At 73.4% G+C, this 19,132-nt stretch carries 18 protein-coding genes; 4 read left to right on the top strand and 14 right to left on the bottom strand.

The features are described from left to right. Positions 1–62 precede the first annotated feature (62 nt). Positions 63–974, bottom strand: a complete 912-nt coding sequence (gene xerD / locus ABIB53_RS09685; RefSeq protein WP_123091818.1) for a site-specific tyrosine recombinase XerD — start codon at positions 972–974, stop codon at positions 63–65. 32 nt (positions 975–1,006) lie between these two features. Further along, entirely contained in the window at positions 1,007–2,122 is a 1,116-nt protein-coding gene (ald, locus tag ABIB53_RS09680) for an alanine dehydrogenase (protein ID WP_191565034.1), read from the bottom strand. Positions 2,123–2,281: 159 nt separating this feature from the next. Between ald and ABIB53_RS09675 the strand changes: the two genes are divergently transcribed. Together ABIB53_RS09675 and ABIB53_RS09670 are read left to right on the top strand one after the other, a co-directional pair. Next, positions 2,282–2,911, top strand: coding sequence for a hypothetical protein (locus tag ABIB53_RS09675; protein ID WP_201467026.1), 630 nt, complete (start codon positions 2,282–2,284; stop codon positions 2,909–2,911). A gap of 269 nt (positions 2,912–3,180) precedes the next feature. Next, the gene (locus tag ABIB53_RS09670; protein ID WP_354588025.1) at positions 3,181–3,813 is read left to right on the top strand and encodes a helix-turn-helix domain-containing protein; all 633 of its coding nucleotides are present in this window, start codon (positions 3,181–3,183) and stop codon (positions 3,811–3,813) included. Here the strand turns inward: ABIB53_RS09670 and hisS are convergent. Together hisS and ABIB53_RS09660 are read right to left on the bottom strand one after the other, a co-directional pair. Then, a complete protein-coding gene (gene hisS, locus ABIB53_RS09665; RefSeq protein WP_201467030.1) occupies positions 3,758–5,119 on the bottom strand; it encodes a histidine--tRNA ligase in 1,362 nt (453 codons plus the stop codon). The genes ABIB53_RS09670 and hisS overlap by 56 nt on opposite strands. Further along, positions 5,116–5,820, bottom strand: coding sequence for an MBL fold metallo-hydrolase (locus ABIB53_RS09660; protein WP_251718918.1), 705 nt, complete (start codon positions 5,818–5,820; stop codon positions 5,116–5,118). Before ABIB53_RS09660 ends, hisS begins: the two co-directional genes overlap by 4 nt. A gap of 48 nt (positions 5,821–5,868) precedes the next feature. On the opposite strand from ABIB53_RS09660, the gene ABIB53_RS09655 reads away from it, so the two are divergent. Beyond that, positions 5,869–7,278, top strand: a complete 1,410-nt coding sequence (locus ABIB53_RS09655) for a DUF349 domain-containing protein (protein ID WP_354588024.1) — start codon at positions 5,869–5,871, stop codon at positions 7,276–7,278. A 5-nt stretch (positions 7,279–7,283) separates the two neighbouring features. Here the strand turns inward: ABIB53_RS09655 and ABIB53_RS09650 are convergent, their stop codons facing one another. From ABIB53_RS09650 to ABIB53_RS09610, 9 genes are all read right to left on the bottom strand, one after another. Then, the gene (locus tag ABIB53_RS09650) at positions 7,284–9,605 is read right to left on the bottom strand and encodes a RelA/SpoT family protein (protein WP_354588023.1); all 2,322 of its coding nucleotides are present in this window, start codon (positions 9,603–9,605) and stop codon (positions 7,284–7,286) included. Positions 9,606–9,614: 9 nt separating this feature from the next. Beyond that, complete coding sequence (locus ABIB53_RS09645; RefSeq protein ID WP_354588022.1) at positions 9,615–10,166, bottom strand: adenine phosphoribosyltransferase; 552 nt, start codon at positions 10,164–10,166, stop codon at positions 9,615–9,617. After that, the gene (secF, locus tag ABIB53_RS09640; protein ID WP_354588021.1) at positions 10,163–11,386 is read right to left on the bottom strand and encodes a protein translocase subunit SecF; all 1,224 of its coding nucleotides are present in this window, start codon (positions 11,384–11,386) and stop codon (positions 10,163–10,165) included. Before secF ends, ABIB53_RS09645 begins: the two co-directional genes overlap by 4 nt. Next, on the bottom strand, positions 11,383–13,341 hold the full coding sequence (secD, locus tag ABIB53_RS09635) for a protein translocase subunit SecD (protein WP_354588196.1): 1,959 nt from the start codon (positions 13,339–13,341) through the stop codon (positions 11,383–11,385). Before secD ends, secF begins: the two co-directional genes overlap by 4 nt. Then, positions 13,341–13,730 carry a preprotein translocase subunit YajC gene (gene yajC / locus ABIB53_RS09630; protein ID WP_354588020.1) on the bottom strand — a complete coding sequence of 130 codons (390 nt, stop codon included), beginning with the start codon at positions 13,728–13,730 and terminating at the stop codon, positions 13,341–13,343. Before yajC ends, secD begins: the two co-directional genes overlap by 1 nt. A 144-nt stretch (positions 13,731–13,874) precedes the next feature. Further along, positions 13,875–15,023, bottom strand: coding sequence for a Holliday junction branch migration DNA helicase RuvB (gene ruvB, locus ABIB53_RS09625; protein WP_354588019.1), 1,149 nt, complete (start codon positions 15,021–15,023; stop codon positions 13,875–13,877). Next, positions 15,020–15,616, bottom strand: coding sequence for a Holliday junction branch migration protein RuvA (ruvA, locus tag ABIB53_RS09620; RefSeq protein ID WP_354588018.1), 597 nt, complete (start codon positions 15,614–15,616; stop codon positions 15,020–15,022). The genes ruvB and ruvA overlap by 4 nt, the downstream gene beginning before the upstream one ends. After that, positions 15,613–16,176, bottom strand: a complete 564-nt coding sequence (ruvC, locus tag ABIB53_RS09615) for a crossover junction endodeoxyribonuclease RuvC (protein ID WP_354588017.1) — start codon at positions 16,174–16,176, stop codon at positions 15,613–15,615. Before ruvC ends, ruvA begins: the two co-directional genes overlap by 4 nt. Positions 16,177–16,289: 113 nt before the next feature. Beyond that, on the bottom strand, positions 16,290–17,066 hold the full coding sequence (locus ABIB53_RS09610; protein WP_123091832.1) for a YebC/PmpR family DNA-binding transcriptional regulator: 777 nt from the start codon (positions 17,064–17,066) through the stop codon (positions 16,290–16,292). Between the two features lie 93 nt (positions 17,067–17,159). Here ABIB53_RS09610 and ABIB53_RS09605 point away from each other — a divergent pair, with 93 nt between their 5' ends. Next, complete coding sequence (locus ABIB53_RS09605) at positions 17,160–17,678, top strand: GNAT family N-acetyltransferase (protein ID WP_354588016.1); 519 nt, start codon at positions 17,160–17,162, stop codon at positions 17,676–17,678. On the opposite strand, the gene ABIB53_RS09600 is transcribed toward ABIB53_RS09605, so the two are convergent. Beyond that, positions 17,675–19,045: a hypothetical protein gene (locus ABIB53_RS09600; protein ID WP_354588015.1), complete on the bottom strand. Its 1,371-nt coding sequence runs from the start codon at positions 19,043–19,045 to the stop codon at positions 17,675–17,677. The two genes, ABIB53_RS09605 and ABIB53_RS09600, sit on opposite strands and share 4 nt — an antisense overlap. Positions 19,046–19,132 lie beyond the last annotated feature (87 nt).

Raw genomic sequence — 19,132 nt, 5'->3', positions numbered from 1 at the left:
TGGGTCTCCTGGTCGGCGAGCGCCGGGGCGCTCCGTCCCCTCCGGCGCGGGGGCGCGTCGTCTCACCGGGCGCGGGGGTGGCTCTGCGCGTAGACCTCGCGCAGCTGCTGCACGGTGACCATCGTGTAGATCTGGGTCGTCGTCACCGAGGCGTGGCCGAGCAGCTCCTGGACGACCCGGACGTCGGCGCCGCCGTCGAGCAGGTGGGTGGCGAAGGAGTGGCGCAGGGTGTGCGGCGAGATCTCGCCCCGCAGCCGGGCCCGGCCGGCCGTCGCGCTGATGATCGCCCACGCGCTCTGCCGCGACAGCCGGGTGCCGCGGCGGTTGAGGAAGAGGGCGGGGCCGCCGCGCCCCTTCGCCAGCATCTCGGGACGCCCGCGGACGAGCCACGCCGAGACCGCCTCGGTGGCGTAGCTGCCGAGCGGCACGACGCGCTCCTTGCTGCCCTTGCCGAAGAGCCGGACCGCCCCGGCGTCGAGGTCGACGTCGTCGACGTCGAGCCCGACCGCCTCGGAGATCCGCGCGCCGCTGCCGTAGAGCACCTCGAGCAGGGCGCGGTCGCGCAGCGAGGACGAGGTGTCCCCCGCTCCCGTCGCGTCGATGAGCGCCGACACCTCGGCGACGGAGATGGCCTTGGGCAGACGCGACGGGGGCCGCGGCGGCGCGACGTCGGCGGCGGGGTCGTCCGCGGCGAGCCCCTCGAGCGCGAGGAAGCGGTGCAGCCCGCGCACGGCCACGAGGGTGCGTGCCGCCGAGGTCGCCGCGAGCGGCGGGTGCTCCTCGCTCCCCCGGCGCAGGTCGGCGAGGAAGGAGGCGACGTGCTCCTCGCGCACCTCGTCGGGTGCGGTGACGCCCGCCGCCTCGAGATGGCGCACGTAGCGCTGCGCGTCGCGGCGGTACGCGGCGAGGGTGTGGCGGCTGACCCCGCGCTCGACGTCGAGGTGGGTCAGCCAGGTGCGCACCGCCCGGGCCATCGCGGTGGCCGCGGGCGGTGCTGACGACTGGGTCAGGCGAGGACCTCCGCGACGGGGGTGCACGCCATGTCGAAGGCGTCGGCGACGCCCTGGTAGGTCACGGCACCTGCGTGGGTGTTGAGGCCGGCCGCAAGCGCCGGGTCGGCCCGCATCGCGTCGCGCCAGCCGTGGTCGGCGAGCGCGGCGGCGTAGGACAGGGTCGCGTTGGTCAGCGCCCAGGTCGACGTCGAGGGGACGGCACCGGGCATGTTGGCCACGCAGTAGTACAGCGAGTCGTGGACCTCGAAGGTGGGGTCGGCGTGGGTCGTCGGGCGGCTGCCCTCGAAGCACCCGCCCTGGTCGATCGCGACGTCGACGAGGACCGAGCCGGGCTTCATCTGGCTGACCATCTCGTCGGTGACGAGCTTGGGGGCCTTCGCCCCGGGGATGAGCACGGTGCCGATGACGAGGTCGGCCCCGAGCACCTGCTCGCGGACGCTGAGCGCCGAGGAGGCGATCTGGTGGACGCGGTTGTCGTAGCGCCAGAAGCTCATCCGCAGCTTGTCGAGGTCGGTGTCGAGCAGGGTGACGTCGGCCCCCATGCCCAGCGCGATGTTCGCGGCGTTCTGGCCGGCGACACCGGCGCCGAGGACGACGACCTTGGCGTTGGCGACGCCGCCGACGCCGCCGAGCAGGACCCCGCGGCCGCCGTGGGCGCGCATGAGGGCCGAGGCCCCGACCTGCGGGGCGAGGCAGCCGGCGACCTCGGACATCGGGTAGAGCAGGGGCAGCATCCCCGAGCGCAGCTGGACGGTCTCGTAGGCGACGGCGGTGACCCCCTTCGCGACGAGCTCGTCGGTGAGCGGCTGGTCGGCCGCGAGGTGGAGGTAGGTGAAGAGCAGCAGGCCCTCGCGCAGCCGGTGGTACTCCTCGGCGACGGGCTCCTTGACCTTCATCACCAAGTCGGAGGCGCCCCAGAGCTCGTCCGCGTCGGCGATGATCGTCGCGCCCTGCGCGACGTAGTCCTCGTCGGGCAGCCCCGACCCGAGCCCCGCACCGGACTCGACGAGCACCTCGTGCCCTGCCGTGACCAGCTCATGGACGCCGACCGGGGTGATCCCCACCCGGTACTCGTTGTTCTTGACCTCGCGGGGGATGCCGATCTTCACGGGATGTGAGCCCTTCGTCGTCGGTGAAGCCGGCAGGACGCCGTTGTCCGCCGGCGCGGCCGTGGCCGCAGGGTGGGATTCTATGCACGGCGCGCGGTGCTCCGTGCACGACCCGACGCTCCTCGTCCCCCTTCGCCCCCCACCCGCCTGGGAGCCCCGATGAAGCTCTACGCCGACCTGCCGGCCCGCCGCACCGCCCAGGTCGCCTCCGACCTGCTGATGATCGCGTGGGTGTGGGGCTGGGTGTGGGCCGGCCGCACCGTGCACGACGTGACGATGCGCCTCGCCGAGCCCGGCAGACGGCTCGAGGGCGCCGGCTCGGGCTTCCGCGAGAAGATGACGAGCGCCGGCAACGGCGTCGACGACCTGCCGCTCGTCGACGACAAGGTCGCCACACCCTTCCGCGAGGCCGCCGGCGCCGGCACGGACATCGAGTCCGCGGGGCGCGACCTCGTCGACGCCGTCGAGCGCCTGTCTACCGCGCTCGGGCTCGTCACCGCCGTCGTGCCGATCGTCCTCGTCCTGCTCGTCTGGGGCACCCTGCGCTACCGCTTCGTGCGGCACGCGACGGCGGCCCAGCGCTTCGTGGACTCCGACGCCGACCTCGACCTCTTCGCCCTGCGGGCGATGGCCGGCCAGCCGATGCCGCGGCTCGCCGCCATCTCGCCCGACCCCGTCGGCGCCTGGCGCCGCCGTGACCCCGACGTCGTGCGAGCCCTCGCCCTGCTCGAGCTGCGCGACGCCGGCCTGCGCCCGCCCCGCCCCACCGGCACCGACTCCGTGAGCTGAACCGGCTGCACTCTCCCCCCTGCCTGCCCCCTTCGCCCCGCCCGCGCCGCGGGTCGTCCTGTCGCTGCACTCGCAGGAGGTCGTCGGCTGACTAGGGCGCTGCCCCGTACGGACGGGGCAGCGCCCTAGTCCCGCAGCCGTCCGACCTGGTGCGCACCCCTGGGAGGTGGCGCGGTCACGGCCTCCACCGCCGGCCGTGCGTTATGGCGCTCGTCCACAGGCGGCCCGAGGCGACAACCGCGGGTCGACGTGCGCCCCACGATGGGTCGATGGATATCGATCTCGTGGCGTTGCTCGCCGGTCTGGGGCACCCGGGGCGAGAGCCAGAGCAGGCGCTCGAGCCCTGCCCGTTCGACTGCGAGCTCTGCCCCGCACCGGGCGAGTGCGACGACTGCCTGGACTGCCTCTACGGCCCGGGCGTCGTCGACGAGCCGCGCCCCCTGGGCCCGCGCGTGGTGCGAGCGGGCCCACAGGTGCCGCTGCGCCACGACGAGCTCCTCGAGGCGCGAGGCAACCTCAGCATCAGCGATGTCGTCGGCCTGGTCCTGCGCGACCACCGGGGTGCGCAGGGCTGGAGCCAGCGTGAGCTCGCCGACGAGATCGGGTGGAGCAAGTCGGCCGTCGCCCGGGTCGAGTCGGACGCCGGCCGGATGCGCCTTGCCGCCGTCGTCGACGTGCTGCTGCGGTGTGAGCACCACCTGCTCGTCGTGCCCACCGGCGGTACGACGCACGCGGACGGCGCCCGCTGGGGGTACGTCGACCTCCTCGCGCTCGACGTCCGTGGTCGCCGACCCCCGCCGAGCGCCGACGTCGTCGTGCAGCGCGACGACTACGGCGCGGTGGTCGTCAGCCGGCGGCGACGACGCGGGGACGCAGGTCCTCGGGCGGGCACTGCCAGGTGAGGGGGTCGGCGTCGACCTGCTCGCCCGAGCGGATGTCCTTGACCTGGTCGCCGCCCTCGCCGGCGCCGACGAACCACACGAAGGGGATGCCCCGCCGCTCGGCGTGCCGGATCTGCTTGCCGAGCTTGGCCGCCGAGGGGGCGACCTCGCAGGCGATGCCGCGCGAGCGCAGGGCGGTGGCGACGGCGACGGAGGCGGGGCGTGACCCCTCGTCGAGGACCGCGACGAGGACGGCCGCCGGAGACATGCGGGTGGCCGTGACGAGCCCCTCGCGCAGGAGCAGCGCGAGCAGGCGGGACAGGCCAATGGAGATCCCCACGCCCGGGTAGGTCGTGCGCCCGTCGGTGGCGAGGGTGTCGTAGCGCCCGCCGGAGCAGAAGCTGCCCCAGTCCTCGTGGCCGACGACCTGGGTCTCGTAGACCGTGCCCGTGTAGTAGTCCAGGCCGCGCGCGATCCGCAGGTCGGCGACCATCGCGCCGGGGGCGTTGGCCATCCCGGTCTCGATGACGGCCCGCAGCGCCGCCAGGCCCTCGTCGAGGACGGGGTGCTCGACGCCGAGCGCGCGCACCTGCTCGACGAAGGAGGCGTCCTCGGTGCGGATCTGGGCCAGGCGCAGCACGGCGTCGGCCTGCTCCTGGGAGAGCCCGGCGTCGACGAGCAGGGCGGCGACCTTCGCCGGGCCGATCTTGTCGAGCTTGTCCACGACGCGCAGCGTGCCCGCGACGTCCTCGATGCCCAGCCCGCGGTAGAAGCCCTCGGGGATCATCCGGTTGTTCACCTGGATGACCATCGGCGGGACGGGCAGCGCCGCGAAGATCTCCGCCATGACGAGCGGCACCTCGGCCTCGAAGTGGGGCGCGAGCTCGCCGACGTCGACGACGTCGATGTCGCACTGCGTGAACTCCCGGAAGCGGCCCTCCTGGGGCCGCTCCCCGCGCCACACCTTCTGGATCTGGTGGCGGCGGAAGGGGAAGCTCAGCCGGCCCGCGTGCTCGACGACGTAGCGCGCGAAGGGGACGGTGAGGTCGAAGTGCAGACCGAGCTCGGCGTCGCCGCGCTCCCCCGGCTCGCCGGCGAGGCGCGAGACCGCGTAGATCTCCTTGTCGGCGTCACCGCCCTTGCCGAGCAGCCGCTCGACCGGCTCGACCGCCCGGGTCTCGATGCCCGGGAAGCCGTGCAGCTCGAAGGTCGAGCGGATGACGTCGATGAAGTGCTGCTCGACGACCCGGTCCTGGGGCAGGTGCTCCGGGAAGCCCGACAGCGGGGTGATCTTGGTGGCTCGTGCGGTGGGGCCAGAGGTGCTCACGCGATGTCCTGCAGGTAGGGGTTGGTGGCCTTCTCACGGCCGAGGGTGGTCGCCGGGCCGTGGCCCGGCAGGACGAGGCTGGAGTCGGCGCGCGGCGCGACGGCGTCGCGCAGGCTGCGCATCATCGCCTCGTGGCTGCCGCCGGGCAGGTCCGTGCGCCCGATGGAGCCGGCGAAGAGGACGTCACCGGTGATGAGCGTGCGGTCGACCTGCGCCTCGTCGGGCACGCCGACGGGCACGCCGTCAAGGGCGAACATCACCGAGCCCTCGGTGTGACCGGGCGCGTGGACGACGTCGAGCTCGAGCCCGGCGACGCTCACCCGCTCCGCGTCGCGCACCTCGACGACATGCTCCGGCTCGCGCCACGTCGCCTGGGTGCCGAACTGCTGCTCGAGCATCCCCAGCAGGCCCGGGCCGAGCGAGCTGCCGCCGAGCGGGTCGACGAGCCGGTAGCGGTCCTCGGAGTGGATGTAGGCGGCGAGCTCGCCCCCGCACACCGGGGTCACGGAGTACACGTGGTCGACGTGCCCGTGGGTGAGCAGGACGGCCGCGGGACGCAGCCGGTGCTCGGCGAGCACCTCGCGCAGGGTCTCCTCGACACCGATGCCCGGGTCGACGATCACGCACTCCTCGCCGGGCCCGGGGGCGACGACGTAGCAGTTGGTGCCGAAGGCGGCTGCAGGGAAGGTCACGGTCAGCACGAGGAGTGAGCCTACCCAGCGCGCGTCGTGCGGCTAGGCTCGCGTCTCGTGAGCGAGCAGACCCCTGAGCCGACTGACGCCCCGGACACCACGCCCGAGGTGCACGACGCCCCCAGCCCCACCCCTTCGGCCCCCTCCCCCGCCGCGATGGCACGGATGGCGCCCCGTCGACCCGCCGCGGTCCCGGTCCCCCCGGTGATCGAGACGGACCACTCGGCGTCGGCCGCCTTCGGCCGCGTCGACGACGAGGGCACGGTCTACGTCCGGGAGGGCGACGGCGAGCGCGCCGTCGGCTCCTACCCGGGCGCGACGCCGGAGCAGGCGCTGCTCTACTTCGCCCGCAAGTACGACGAGCTGCACGCCTCCGCCACCCTGCTGCGCCAGCGTCTCGACGCCCCGGAGGTCACCGCCAAGGAGATCGCCGACGGCCTGGGGGCCCTGAAGACCCACGCCGAGGGTGCCGACGTCGTCGGCGACCTGCCGGCGCTGGCAGCCCTCGTCGCCGAGGTCGAGACCGGGCTGGCCGACAAGCGCTCCCGCGAGAGCGCCCAGCGCGCCGAGGCCAAGAAGGCCGCCGCCGCCGAGCGCGAGGCGATCGTCGCCGAGGCCGAGTCCATCGCCGCCCAGCCCGTCGAGCGCATCCAGTGGAAGTCCTCGACCGCTCGCATGCGCGAGCTGCTCGACACCTGGAAGACCCACCAGAAGTCCGGCGTGCGTCTGGACAAGGACGTCGAGTCGGCGCTGTGGCAGCGCTTCTCGAAGGCCCGCAACTCCTTCGACAAGGGCCGCCGCCACCACTTCGCCGAGCTCGAGTCGAGCCGCGGCGAGGTCAAGGCGACCAAGGAGGCCCTCGTCGCCGAGGCCGAGCGCCTGTCGACGAGCACCGACTGGGGCCAGACCGCCGGCGCCTACAAGCGCCTCATGGACCAGTGGCGTCACGCCGGCCGCGCCGGCCGCAAGGACGACGACGCCCTGTGGGAGCGCTTCCGCGCCGCCCAGGACGCCTTCTTCACCGCCAAGGACGAGGAGCAGGCCCGCGAGGACGAGAGCTTCCGCGGCAACCTCGAGGTCAAGGAGCGCCTCCTCGTCGAGGCCCAGGGCCTCCTGCCGATCAAGGACCTCGGCGCGACGAAGGGGGCGCTGCGCTCGATCCAGGAGCGCTGGGAGGCCGCCGGCAAGGTGCCCCGCGGCGACGTCGACCGGATGGAGAAGGGTCTGCGCGCCGTCGAGCAGTCCGTGCGCGACGCCGAGGACACCCGCTGGAAGAAGAGCAACCCCGAGCTGTCCGCCCGCGCGAACAGCCTCGTCAGCCAGCTCCAGGCCAAGATTGCCGAGCTCGAGGAGCAGGTCGCCGCGACCGACGACGCTGGTCGCCGCCGCCGCCTCGAGGGCGAGCTCGAGTCGAGCCGCTCGCTGCTCGCCATGGCCCAGGCCGGCGCCGACGAGCTCGGGGGCTGAGGGGGCTACTCCTCCTCGACGCCCGGGCGACCGCCGGTCAGCCGGTAGGCGTCGAAGACGCCGTCGATCCGCTTCACCTGGCCCAGCACATGGGCCAGGTGGGTGGGGTCGCCCATCTCGAAGGCGAAGCGCAGCTTGGCCACGCGGTCACGGCTCGTGTGGACCGTCGCCGAGAGGATGTTCACCGAGCTGTCGGAGAGCACCCGGGTGACGTCGGAGAGCAGCCGGCTGCGGTCCAGCGCCTCGACCTGGATCTGGACGAGGAAGAGGTTGTTGCTGCTCGACGTCCACTCGACGTCGATGAGCCGCTCGGCCTCGCGGCGCAGCGAGCCGGCGTTCGTGCAGTCGGTCCGGTGGACCGAGACGCCGTTGCCGCGGGTGATGAAGCCCATGATCTCGTCGCCGGGCACGGGCGTGCAGCAGCGCGCGAGCTTGACCCACACGTCGTCCATGCCCTTGACGACGACCCCGGGGTCGCCGGCGCTGCGGCGCCGCGTGGCGATCGGGCCGGGCATGGTCGCCTCGGCGAGGTCCTCGGTCGCACCCTCGCGCCCGCCGGCCGACGCGATGAGCCGCGAGACGACGTGCTGGGCCGAGACGTGGCCCTCGCCGACCGCCGCGTAGAGGCCGTCGACGTCCGGGTGGCGCAGCTCGTCGGCGACGCTCGCGAGGCTCTCGTGGGTGAGCAGGCGCTGGAGCGGGAGGTTCTGCTTGCGGATGACCCGGGCGATCGACTCCTTGCCGGCCTCGGCCATCTCCTCCTTGCGCTCCCGGGAGAACCAGTGCCGGATCTTGTTGCGGGCGCGCGGCGAGCGCACGAAGCTCAGCCAGTCGCGCGACGGCCCGGCACCCTCGGCCTTGCTCGTGAGCACCTCGACGACGTCACCGGTCTCGAGCGTGGAGTCGAGGGGCACGAGACGGCCGTTGACCCGTCCGCCGATCGTGCGGTGCCCGACCTCGGTGTGGACCGCGTAGGCGAAGTCGACCGGCGTCGAGCCGGCCGGCAGGGCGATGACCTGCCCCTTCGGCGTGAAGACGTAGACCTCGCGGGCGTTGATCTCGTAGCGCAGCGAGTCGAGGAACTCGCCGGGGTCGGCGGTCTCGCGCTGCCAGTCGAGCAGCTGGCGCAGCCACGCCATCTCCGAGACGGCCCCGGTGTCCTCGCTGCCGGCGGCGCCGGCGCGGGCGGTCGGGTCGTCCTTGTACTTCCAGTGCGCGGCGACGCCGTACTCGGCGCGGCGGTGCATCGCGTGGGTGCGGATCTGGATCTCGACCGGCTTGCCCTGCGGCCCGATGACCGTCGTGTGCAACGACTGGTACATGTTGAACTTCGGCAGCGAGATGTAGTCCTTGAAGCGCCCCGGCAGGGGGTTCCACCGGGCGTGCAGCGCACCGAGCGCGGCGTAGCAGTCGCGGACCGTGTCGACGAGCACGCGCACGGCGACGAGGTCGTAGATCTCGCCGAACTCGCGACCGCCGACGATCATCTTCTGGTACACGGAGTAGTAGTGCTTCGGGCGGCCGGTGACGGTCGCGTTGATCCGGGCCTCGCGCAGGTCGAGGACGACCTGGGCGCGCACCGTCGCGAGGTACTCCTCGCGGGCGGGGGCGCGCTCGGCGACGAGGCGCACGATCTCGTCGTACACCTTCGGGTAGAGCGTGGCGAAGGAGAGGTCCTCGAGCTCCCACTTGATGGTGTTCATGCCGAGGCGGTGGGCCAGCGGCGCGTAGATCTCGAGGGTCTCCTGCGCCTTGCGCTGCGCCGAGCCGGGCGAGACGTACTTCCACGTGCGGGCGTTGTGGAGCCGGTCGGCGAGCTTGATGACGAGGACGCGGATGTCGCGGGCCATCGCGACGACCATCTTGCGCACCGTCTCGGCCTGCGCGGCGTCACCATAGGTGACCTTGTCGAGCTTGGTCACCCCGTCGACGAGCTTGGCGATCTCGGAGCCGAAGTCCTCCTCGAGCGCCTCGAGCGAGTACGAGGTGTCCTCGACGGTGTCGTGGAGCAGGGCCGCGGCGAGCGTCACCGGCGTCATTCCGAGCTCGGCGAGGATCGTCGTCACCGCGAGCGGGTGGGTGATGTAGGGGTCGCCGCTCTTGCGGCGCTGGCCCTCGTGGGCGCGCGCGGCGACCTGGTAGGCCTGCTCGATGATCGACAGGTCGGCCTTCGGGTGCGTGGAGCGCACGACCTGGAGCAGCGGCTCGAGCTCGGGGGTGCTCGTCGGCTGCGAGCGGGTGCCGATCCGGGCGAGCGAGGCGCGCGCGAGCTGACGCGGGGAGAAGCCCCCTCCGGCAGACCCCGACGACGCTCTCGGCTCGCTCATGCGCAGAGCCTAGACCGTCAGCAGGGCCCCGACCTCACGCCCCTCCAGACGGGAGCGGCCGGCGAGCGCCGTGAGCTCGACGACGACCTCGATCGCCACGACCTCGGCCCCCACCTGCTCGAGCAGCTCGGCCGCCGCGGCGGCGGTGCCGCCGGTCGCGAGCACGTCGTCGACGACGAGGACCCGCTCCCCCGGCGTGACGCAGTCCTCGTGGACCTCGATCCGGGCGGTGCCGTACTCGAGGGCGTAGTCGAGGCTCACCGTCGCGCCGGGCAGCTTGCCCGCCTTGCGCACCGGCACGAAACCCGCGCCGAGGGCCAGGGCGACCGCGGTGCCGAAGATGAAGCCCCGCGCCTCGAGCCCGACGACCGTCGTGATCCCGGCGTCGCGGTACGGGGCGGCGAGCGCCTCGCACACCTGGGCCAGCGCAGGACCGTCGGCGACGAGCGGGGTGATGTCCTTGAAGAGCACCCCCGGCTCGGGGAAGTCCGGGATGTCGCGCAGCAGGCCCGAGACGAGCTCGGCGGTCTGCTCGCGCGACGCGGACGCCGCCGAGCTCATCGCTTCGACCGCGGCGTGCGCCGGGGCTGGTTGCGCGGGCCGGACTGGGCGTAGCGGTGCACGGCGCGCCCGGTGACCGTCTGCTCGGCGTCGGGGTCGGGCGAAGGGGTGACCGGCGCCTCCGCGCCGTCCCCCCGCGTCGGCGTGGTCGCGCTCGAGGACCGCAGCGGTCTCGACGGCGCGTCAGACGCACCGGCCCCCGCCGGTGCACCGACCGTGGCCGGCGCGCGGTCGCCGACCCGCTCGTGGTGCCTCGAGGCGACCTTGTCGAGCTCGACGACGTCGGCGTCGCGCCGGCGCAGGTGCACGAGCAGCGGCGTCGCGATGTAGACCGACGAGAAGGCACCGACGACCATGCCGACGAAGAGCGCGAGCGAGAGGTCGAGCAGCGTGCCGGGACCGACCCGCGCGAAGCCGACCGCGAGGACCGCGATGATCGGCAGCACGGCGATGACCGTCGTGTTGATCGAGCGCACGAGCGTCTGGTTGACGGCGAGGTTCGCCGACTCCGCGAAGGTCTGGCGTCTCGTCTCGAAGGCGTCCGAGGTGTTCTCGCGGACCTTGTCGAAGACGACGACGGTGTCGTAGAGCGAGTACCCGAGGACGGTGAGGAAGCCGATGACCGTCGCGGGCGAGACCTCGAAGCCCGACCACGTGTAGATGCCGACGGTGATGAGCATGTCGTGCGCGAGGGCGACCATCGCCGCGAGCGACATCTTCCAGTTGCGGTAGTACACCGCCATGAGCGCGGCGGTGATGACGAGGAAGACGACGAGCGCGCGCAGCGCCTGCTGGCTCACCGACGCGCCCCACGACGCACCGATGGTGTTCTGGGTGACGTCGGAGGCCTGCACGCCGAAGGTCTGCGCGAGCTGGGAGCCCACGTCGTTCATCTCGGTCTCGGGCAGCTTCTCGGTCTGCACGCGGACCTGGTTGCCGCCGATGAGCGTGACGTTCGCCGAGGCCGCCGGGCCGGCGACCTCGCGGACCGCGTCGGTCGCCTCCTGCTGGTAGTCGCCGCTCGTCTGCGTCGTCGAGACGCGGAACTCCGAGCCGCCCTCGAACTCGAGACCGAGGTTGAGCCCGCGCACGCCGAAGCCGGCGAGGGCGATGAGCATGATGACGGCGCTGATCGCGTACCAGGTCTTCGCCTTGCCGACGAAGTCGATGGAGCGCTTGCCGGTGTACAGGTCGTTGCCGAAGTCGGCCATGCGGCTCATACGACCGCACCTCCGTCGCTCGTGACGCCGGGTCGGGCGGGCTTGCGCTCCTCCGGGACGTCGAACTGGCCGCGGCCCCTGTAGCGCACGCCGGCGTTGTGCAGGGACTCGACCTCGAAGCCGGACCACGGGTGGCCGGAGGCGAAGAACGTGCGGCGGGCGAGCAGGGTGAGCAGCGGGTGGGTGAAGAGCCAGAAGACCGCGAGGTCGATGGCCGTCGTCAGGCCCAGGGTGAAGGCGAAGCCGCGCACGCCGGAGCTCGCGAGGACGTACAGGACGATCGCGGCGATGAAGTTCACGCCGTCGGCCACGAGGATGGTGCGCTTGGCACGAGCCCAGCCGGCCTCGACCGCGGCCCGCAGGTTCCTCCCTTCGCGCAGCTCGTCACGGACTCTCTCGAAGTAGACGATGAAGGAGTCCGCGGTGACGCCGATCGCGATGATGAGCCCGGTGACCCCCGCCATGTCGAGACGGAAGTTGTAGCCCCACGCGAGCAGCGCGATGAAGAGGTACGTGAAGGCGAAGGCGACGACCATCGAGCCGATCGTCACGAGGGCGAGCGCCCGGTACTGCGCGACCGAGTAGACGATGACGAGGAGCAGACCGATGAGCCCGGCGATGATGCCGTAGCGCAGCTGCTCCGAGCCGAGCGTCGGGCTGATCGTCACGGCCTGGTTGGTCTCGAAGGTGATGGGCAGCGCGCCGAACTTCAGCGACTGGGCGAGGGCGCGCGCCTCCTCGATGGTGAAGTTGCCGGTGATCGAGGCGGTGCCGTTGGGGATCGCCTCGTTGAAGCCCGGGGCCACGAGGACGGTGCCGTCGTAGACCGTCGCGAGCGCGTTGTACGACCCCGGCGGGTTGATCGGGCTGGCCTGCGACAGGCTCGGCAGCGCGAGGAGGTCGCGCGAGACCTGCGCGTAGCGCTGGACGCCGTCGCCGCCGAAGGTCAGCTGGATCTCGACGGTGTTGGTGACCTGACCCTGCTGGGTCGTCTGGTACCCGGCCGAGGCGTCCTTGATGTCGGCACCGGCGACCATCTGCGGGCCGAGGACGTACTTCGTCGCGCCGTCCTCGGAGCAGGCGGTGATCGCCTTCTTCGGGTCGGTCGCGGGCCGCTCGTCGGAGCGCTGCGCGCAGTCGAGCTCGGTGAACTCGCGGTACAGACCGGTCGAGATGTTGTTCGGGTCGGTGGGGCCGTCGGGCTTGCCCGAAGGGGTCCACCCGTCCTGCGCGGGGGCCGTGGGCTCCCCGGTGGCGGAGGGGGCCGACGAGGCCGAGCCGGAGGCGGAGCCCCCGGAGGACGGCGTCGAGGACGCGCTGCCGGAGGACGAGCCGCTGCCGGAGGGGGTGGTCGACGTCGTCGCGGCGCTGCCGGCGGGAGCGGTGCGGGCCTCGTCGCGGGAGGCGGAGGTCGGCGAGGCGTTGCTCGCCGAGGGGTTGGACCGGGTCGTCGAGCCGCTCGTGCTGCTCGAGGACGAGCCAGAGCCGGAGGTCGCCGAGCCCGAGGACGACCCGGTGCTGCCGGGCGCAGGCTCGGTCGTGCCGGGCGCGGTCGCGAGGACCGGGCGGAACTGCATCTGCGAGGCGCTCGTGATCGCCTGGCGCTGGGCCTCGGTGGGGCGACCGGCCATGGCGACGACGATGTTCTCGCCGCCGAGGGTGGTCACCTCGGCACCGCTCGTGCCCTGGGCGTCGATGCGCTGGACGATGATGTCGCGGGCCTGGTCGAGCTGCTGCGAGCTCACCCGCTGCCCGCCCTCGACGACGGGCTCGAGGATGAACTGCGTGCCGCCCTGGAGGTCGAGGCCGAGGCGCGGCGCCCACGTCGCGTCGGACCGGGCGACGCCGAAGCCGAGGACGGCGGTGAGAGCGGCGCCCATGACGAAGAGCGCGATGAGGGTGCGCTTGGCCGCGTCCTTGGCCTTCGCGGCGCGAGCCGCGCCGCGGTCGGCCATCACGGCCGGCCCCGCTGGCCCTCGTCGTCCACGGCGCCCTCAGCGGTCACGACGGGGTCCTGGACCGGGTCGTCGGCAGGCTCCTCGCCGCGCGCGGCGGCCGTGCCGGCGACCTGGCCACGAGACATCTCGGCCTCGCGCACCCCGACGGCCCGCCGGTCGACGCGGATGACCGTCCCTGGGGCGATCTCGAGGTGGAGGACCCCCTCGTCGGTGCGGGTGATGGTGCCGTAGATGCCCGAGGTCAGCACGACCTTCTCGCCGACGGCGAGGGAGCTCTGGAAGTCCTGCATCGTCCGCTGGCGCCGGCGCCCCGAGAAGACCATGAAGACGATGAGCAGGAGCGGGAGCAGCAGGATGAGCAGGCTGGCGAACGAGCCGTCGTTCATGGGAGTTCAGCAGACCTTCGCAGACGGAGACAGGACACGCCGCCGGACGGCAGCACGGCCCGGGACACCCGGGCCGATCTCGCAGTGTAGGCCAGCGATCTGCGGACCGCCTGACCTGACGCGCCGAGCCCCCTGGCCGGTGCCTCAGCCGCCGAAGCGGCCGGGCTCGTCGACGGGCAGCATCTCCTGGGCCAGCCCGTCGGGCACGGCGAGCCCGAGGTGACGCCAGGCCAGAGCCGTGGCGACCCGCCCCCGGGGGGTGCGGGCGAGGTAGCCGGTGCGCACGAGGTAGGGCTCGGCGACCGTCTCGACGGTGTCTGTCTCCTCGCCGACGGCGACGGCGAGCGTCGACAGACCGGTCGGTCCGCCGCCGAAGCGGGTGCACAGGACCTCGAGCACCCCGCGGTCGAGCCGGTCGAGACCGGCGTCGTCGACGTCGAAGAGGGTGAGCGCCGCCTGGGCGGAGCGGGCGTCGACGACGTCGTCTCCGTGCACCTGCGCCCAGTCCCGCACCCGGCGCAGCAGCCGGTTGGCGATGCGGGGCGTGCCCCGCGAACGGCGAGCGATCTCGGCGATGCCGGCGGCGTCCGCGCCGACCTGGAGGAGCCCGGCCGAGCGGTGCAAGATCGTCTCGAGGTCGGCCGTCTCGTAGTAGTCGAGGTGGCCGGTGAAGCCGAAGCGGTCGCGCAGGGGCGCGGGCAGCAGCCCGGCCCGGGTCGTCGCCCCGACGACGGTGAAGGGCGGCAGCTCGAGCGGGATCGCGGTCGCCCCGGGCCCCTTGCCGACGACGACGTCGACGCGGAAGTCCTCCATCGCGAGGTAGAGCATCTCCTCGGCCGGGCGCGACATGCGGTGGATCTCGTCGAGGAAGAGCACCTCGCCCTCGGCGAGCGAGGACAGGATCGCCGCGAGGTCGCCCGCGTGCTGGATCGCCGGGCCGGAGGTGACCCGCACCGGCTGGCCGAGCTCGGCGCCGACGATCATCGCCAGCGTCGTCTTGCCCAGCCCGGGCGGGCCGGAGAGCAGGACGTGGTCCGGGGGCGCGGCACGGCGGCGCGCCGCCTCGAGGACGAGCCCGAGCTGGTCGCGCACCTTCGTCTGGCCGGGGAAGTCGACGAGCCGCTTCGGGCGCAGCGCCGCCTCGACCGCGGTGTCGTCCTCGGCCGCGGCGTCGACAATGCGCGCGGTCGCGTCGTACGACCCGTCGCCAAGGCTCACCGGCCCGTCGGCCGGTGGGCCGCCGGCAGGCTCGTCGGCCTCGCGGATCTCGGAGGTGAAGCCGTCGCGGCTCATCCGGCGAGCTCTCGCAGAGCCGCGCGCAGCGCGGCGGAGACGTCCGGAGCGTCGCCGAGACCGGCCGCGGCGCGGTCGAGCGCGCCCTCGGCCTGCGACGCCGAGTAGCCCAGGCCGACGAGGGCCTCGAGCACCTGGGTGCGCCACGGGGCGACGACCGGCTCGACCGGGGCCGACGCGACGGCCCCGGGCACGACGCCGATCTTGTCGCGCAGCTCGAGGACGAGGCGCTCGGCGCCCTTCTTGCCGATGCCGGGGACCTTCGTCAGGGTGCGCACGTCCTCGCTGCCGACGGCGGCCGCGAGGGTGTCCGGGGTGAGCACGGACAGGATCGCGAGGGCGACGCGCGGCCCGACCCCCGAGACCGTCATGAGCAGCTCGAAGGTGTCGCGCGCGCCGTCGGCGTCGAAGCCGTAGAGGGTGAGCGAGTCCTCGCGCACGACGAGCGACGTCGCGAGCGTGACCTCGGAGCCGGGGCGGCACGCGGCGGCGACGGCCGGCGGCGTGTGCACGAGCATGCCCACACCGCCGACGGAGACGACGACGCGGTCGAGGCCGACGTGCTGGGCGCTGCCGGTCACGGAGGCGATCACGCGCCGACCCCCTTCGCCGCGAGCCGGGCCCGCTCGGAGGCGACGGCCTGCTCGAGCCGGGCCGACCCCCCGCCACGCCAGGCGTGGCAGATGGCGACGGCGAGCGCGTCGGCCGCGTCGGCCGGGCGGGGCGCCTCGGGCAGGCCGAGGACGCGGGTGATCATCGAGGTGACCTGCGCCTTGTCGGCGCGTCCCGAGCCGGTGACCGCGGCCTTGACCTCGGTCGGGGTGTGCTCGTGGACGACGAGACCGCGGCGCGCGGCGGCGAGGTGGACCAGGCCGCTCGCCATCGCGGTCGTCATGACCGTCGGCACGTGCTCGGCGACGTAGACCCGCTCGATGGCGACGACATCGGGCTCGAAGCGGTCGAGCCACGTGTCGAGCTCGTCGGCGAGGTAGGCCAGCCGGTCGCCGGTCGCGCGCTCGGAGGTCGTGCGCACGACGCCGACGGCGACCATCCGCGGGCGGGCCCCGCTCGGTGCGAGGTCGCCCCGGGCGCCGACGTCGAGGACCGACAGCCCGCACCGGGTGAGACCGGGATCCACCCCGAGGACGCGCACGACATCTCCCTTCGACCGAACACCTGTTCGGGACCAACCTACGCAGACGGGCCGGACTGCGTCGTCAGCGACACGCGTCCGGCCCGGTGCGAGGACCTGCCCGGCGGGCGACCTCAGTCGTCGGACTCGAGCTCGGCGAGGACCTCGTCGGGGATGTCGCCGTTGACGTAGACGTCCTGGACGTCGTCGCTGTCCTCGAGTGCCTCGACGACGCGGATCATCTTGCGCGCGCCGTCGGCGTCGAGCGGGACCTGGAGGTTGGGCACCCACGAGGCCTCGGCGGAGTCGTAGTCGACCCCGGCGTCCTGGAGCGCGGTGCGCACGGCGATGAAGTCGGTGGCCTCGGAGACGACCTGGAAGACGTCGCCGTGGTCGTTGATCTCCTCGGCGCCGGCCTCGAGGACGATCTCGAGCAGGCCGTCCTCGGTCGCGTCGGGCTTGCCCTCGCCCTGGGCCTTGGGGACCATGACGACGCCCTTGCGGTCGAAGACGTAGGCCACCGAGCCCGGGTCGGCGAGCTGGCCGCCGTTGCGGGACAGCGCGGTGCGCACCTCGGCCGCGGCGCGGTTGCGGTTGTCGGTGAGGCACTCGACGAAGACGGCGACGCCGCCGGGCGCGTAGCCCTCGTAGACGATGGTCTCCCAGTCGGCCCCGCCCGCGGTGGCCCCCGACCCGCGCTTGACCGCGTTGTCGATGTTGTTGTTGGGGACCGAGGACTTCTTCGCCTTCTGGATGGCGTCGTAGAGCGTCGGGTTGCCCGCGGGGTCGCCACCGCCGGTGCGCGCGGCGACCTCGATGTTCTTGATGAGCTTGGCGAAGAGCTTGCCGCGCTTGGCGTCGATCGCCGCCTTCTTGTGCTTCGTGGTTGCCCACTTGGAGTGGCCGGACACTAAGACTCCCTCTGCTGCTGCTCGCGGTGACCTGATCGACGGCCAACTGTAGTCGCCGGGTGCGTCCTCGGCGGGCGTGCCTAGGCTGCGGCCATGGACCGACCCCTCGTCATGCGGCCGCGGGCGGCCGCAGACCTGCCCGCCCTCGTCGACCTCGTCGGCGAGCAGCAGCCGCAGAGCCGCTACCCCTACCGGTGGCCGCTGCCCTTCCCCGTCGAGGACTTCCTCGTGCGGCCGGGCGAGATCGAGACGTGGGTGGCCGAGGACGACGAGGGCCTGCTCGGGCACGTCTCGCTCACCCGGGCCGACGTCGACGAGCACGCGGCGGCGTGGTCGCAGGGCACCGGCCGGCCCGCCGGGGAGCTCGCGGTCGTCTCGGTCCTCGTCGTCGCGAGCCGGGCCCGGCGTCGAGGCATCGGGCGCGCCCTCATCGGCGAGGCGGTCGCGCGCAGCCGTGCGCTCGGCCTCCAGCCCGTGCTCGACGTCGTGCCGGTCAACGACGCCGCGCTGGCGATGTACCGCGGCCTCGGCTGGGTCGAGCTGTCGCGGGCCCGCGCGTCGTGGCAGCCCGACGACGCGCCCGACCTCGTCCTCATGACCCTGCCGGGCTAGCCGCCCGTCGGCGACGTGACCGGGGTCCCGGCGGTCCGGCTCCAGCCGAGGACGACCGCTGCGTCCGTGCGTCGGAAGAGGTCGCGGTCGGCGGCCTTGCGCAGGTCCAGGGTGCGACCGAGCCGGATGCTGTAGAAGCGGTAGTCGGTGTCCCCCACGCCCCCCGAGGCGCCGGCCCGGATGCCGTAGTCGGCCGCGGAGCGGCTCGAAACCGTCGTCGTCGTGATGATCGGACCCGACGTCCCCGCCGCGGCCACCACCCGCAGGGTGCCCCCGGGGCCCACGGACACGGACGCCGCGCCGGTGCAGCTGCTCGCGGACGTCGAGATGATCGACGGGTGCGCACCGGTGCCGCCGAAGCGCACCTCGCACCCGGTCTGGCGCACGCCGCCCGCGGGCGCCGAGCCGTGGACGAAGTCGCCGTACTTGTCCAGGGCGGGTGTCGTCGTCGCGTTGGCCAGCCCGGGCCGGGCGGTGGTCTTGGTCCAGGCGACCCACATGTTCGCGTAGGCGCCCGCCATGACCTTGCGGTCGGCGGCGCGGCGGAGGTCGATCCGCCGCTTCGAGCGCGTGTCGAAGAGGTCGACGTGCAGCTCGGTCGGCGAGGAGCTGATGCCGGTGATGATGCCGCGGCGCACGAGGGTCTCGTCGGGGTCGGCCGAGACGTTGACCGTGCTCCCCCGCTGCTCGTCGGAGTAGCGGATGCGCACCCGGCCCAGGCTGCTGATCCCGACGCTGCGCACCCCGGTGCAGTGGTGGCTGCTGTTGGCGTGGATCTTCGGCCCGGCGGAGCCGAAGCGGATGGCGCACCCGCCGGCGACCGTCTGGTCGTCCGTCGCGAGCCGGTCGTGGTAGCGCCCGTACGCGTCGACTCCGGGGTCGAGCTGTCGTGCGTCGACGGCGCTGCGGCCGAGCCAGCCGAAGGACGCGCCGCCGCGGACGACCCGGGCGCGCTGCGCCGCGCTGCGCATGTCGACCCGCTTGCCCCGCTTCGCGTCGAAGAAGCGCAGCGCGATGGTGCCGGGGCTGCGAGACGCGCCGACGGTGATCCCCCGTGAGGCCAGCGTCGTGTCGGCGCTCACGAGGAGCCGGGTCTGGGGGTACCGCGCCCCCGGGGCCAGCCGGACCTCGAGATCTCCTAGACCGGTCCGGGTCACGGAGACGGCGCCGATGCACGGCCGGCCGAGAGACGGCGAGAGGAAGGGTGTGCCCGCCCCGTCGAAGCGCAGGAGACAGCCCCCGATGACGTTGCGGTCCGGCGGGGCCGGGTCGGCCGCGGACGCGGGTGCGGCGGCGCCCCACGCACCGGTGGACATGACGAGCACGGCGAGCAGCACAGCTGCCGCCCGCCGGACGAGCGGACGCATCACTTTCCCCAACCCCTGCAACCCCTGCGACGTGGCGTCGAGCGACGCCTGGGCGAGGATCGTGCATCACTGTGCATGGTGTCAACC

This window comes from Janibacter sp. UYMM211 (assembly GCF_040547045.1).
GTDB classification, from domain to species: Bacteria; Actinomycetota; Actinomycetes; order Actinomycetales; family Dermatophilaceae; genus Marihabitans; species Marihabitans melonis.
This window is presented reverse-complemented; position numbering and strand designations above follow the sequence as displayed.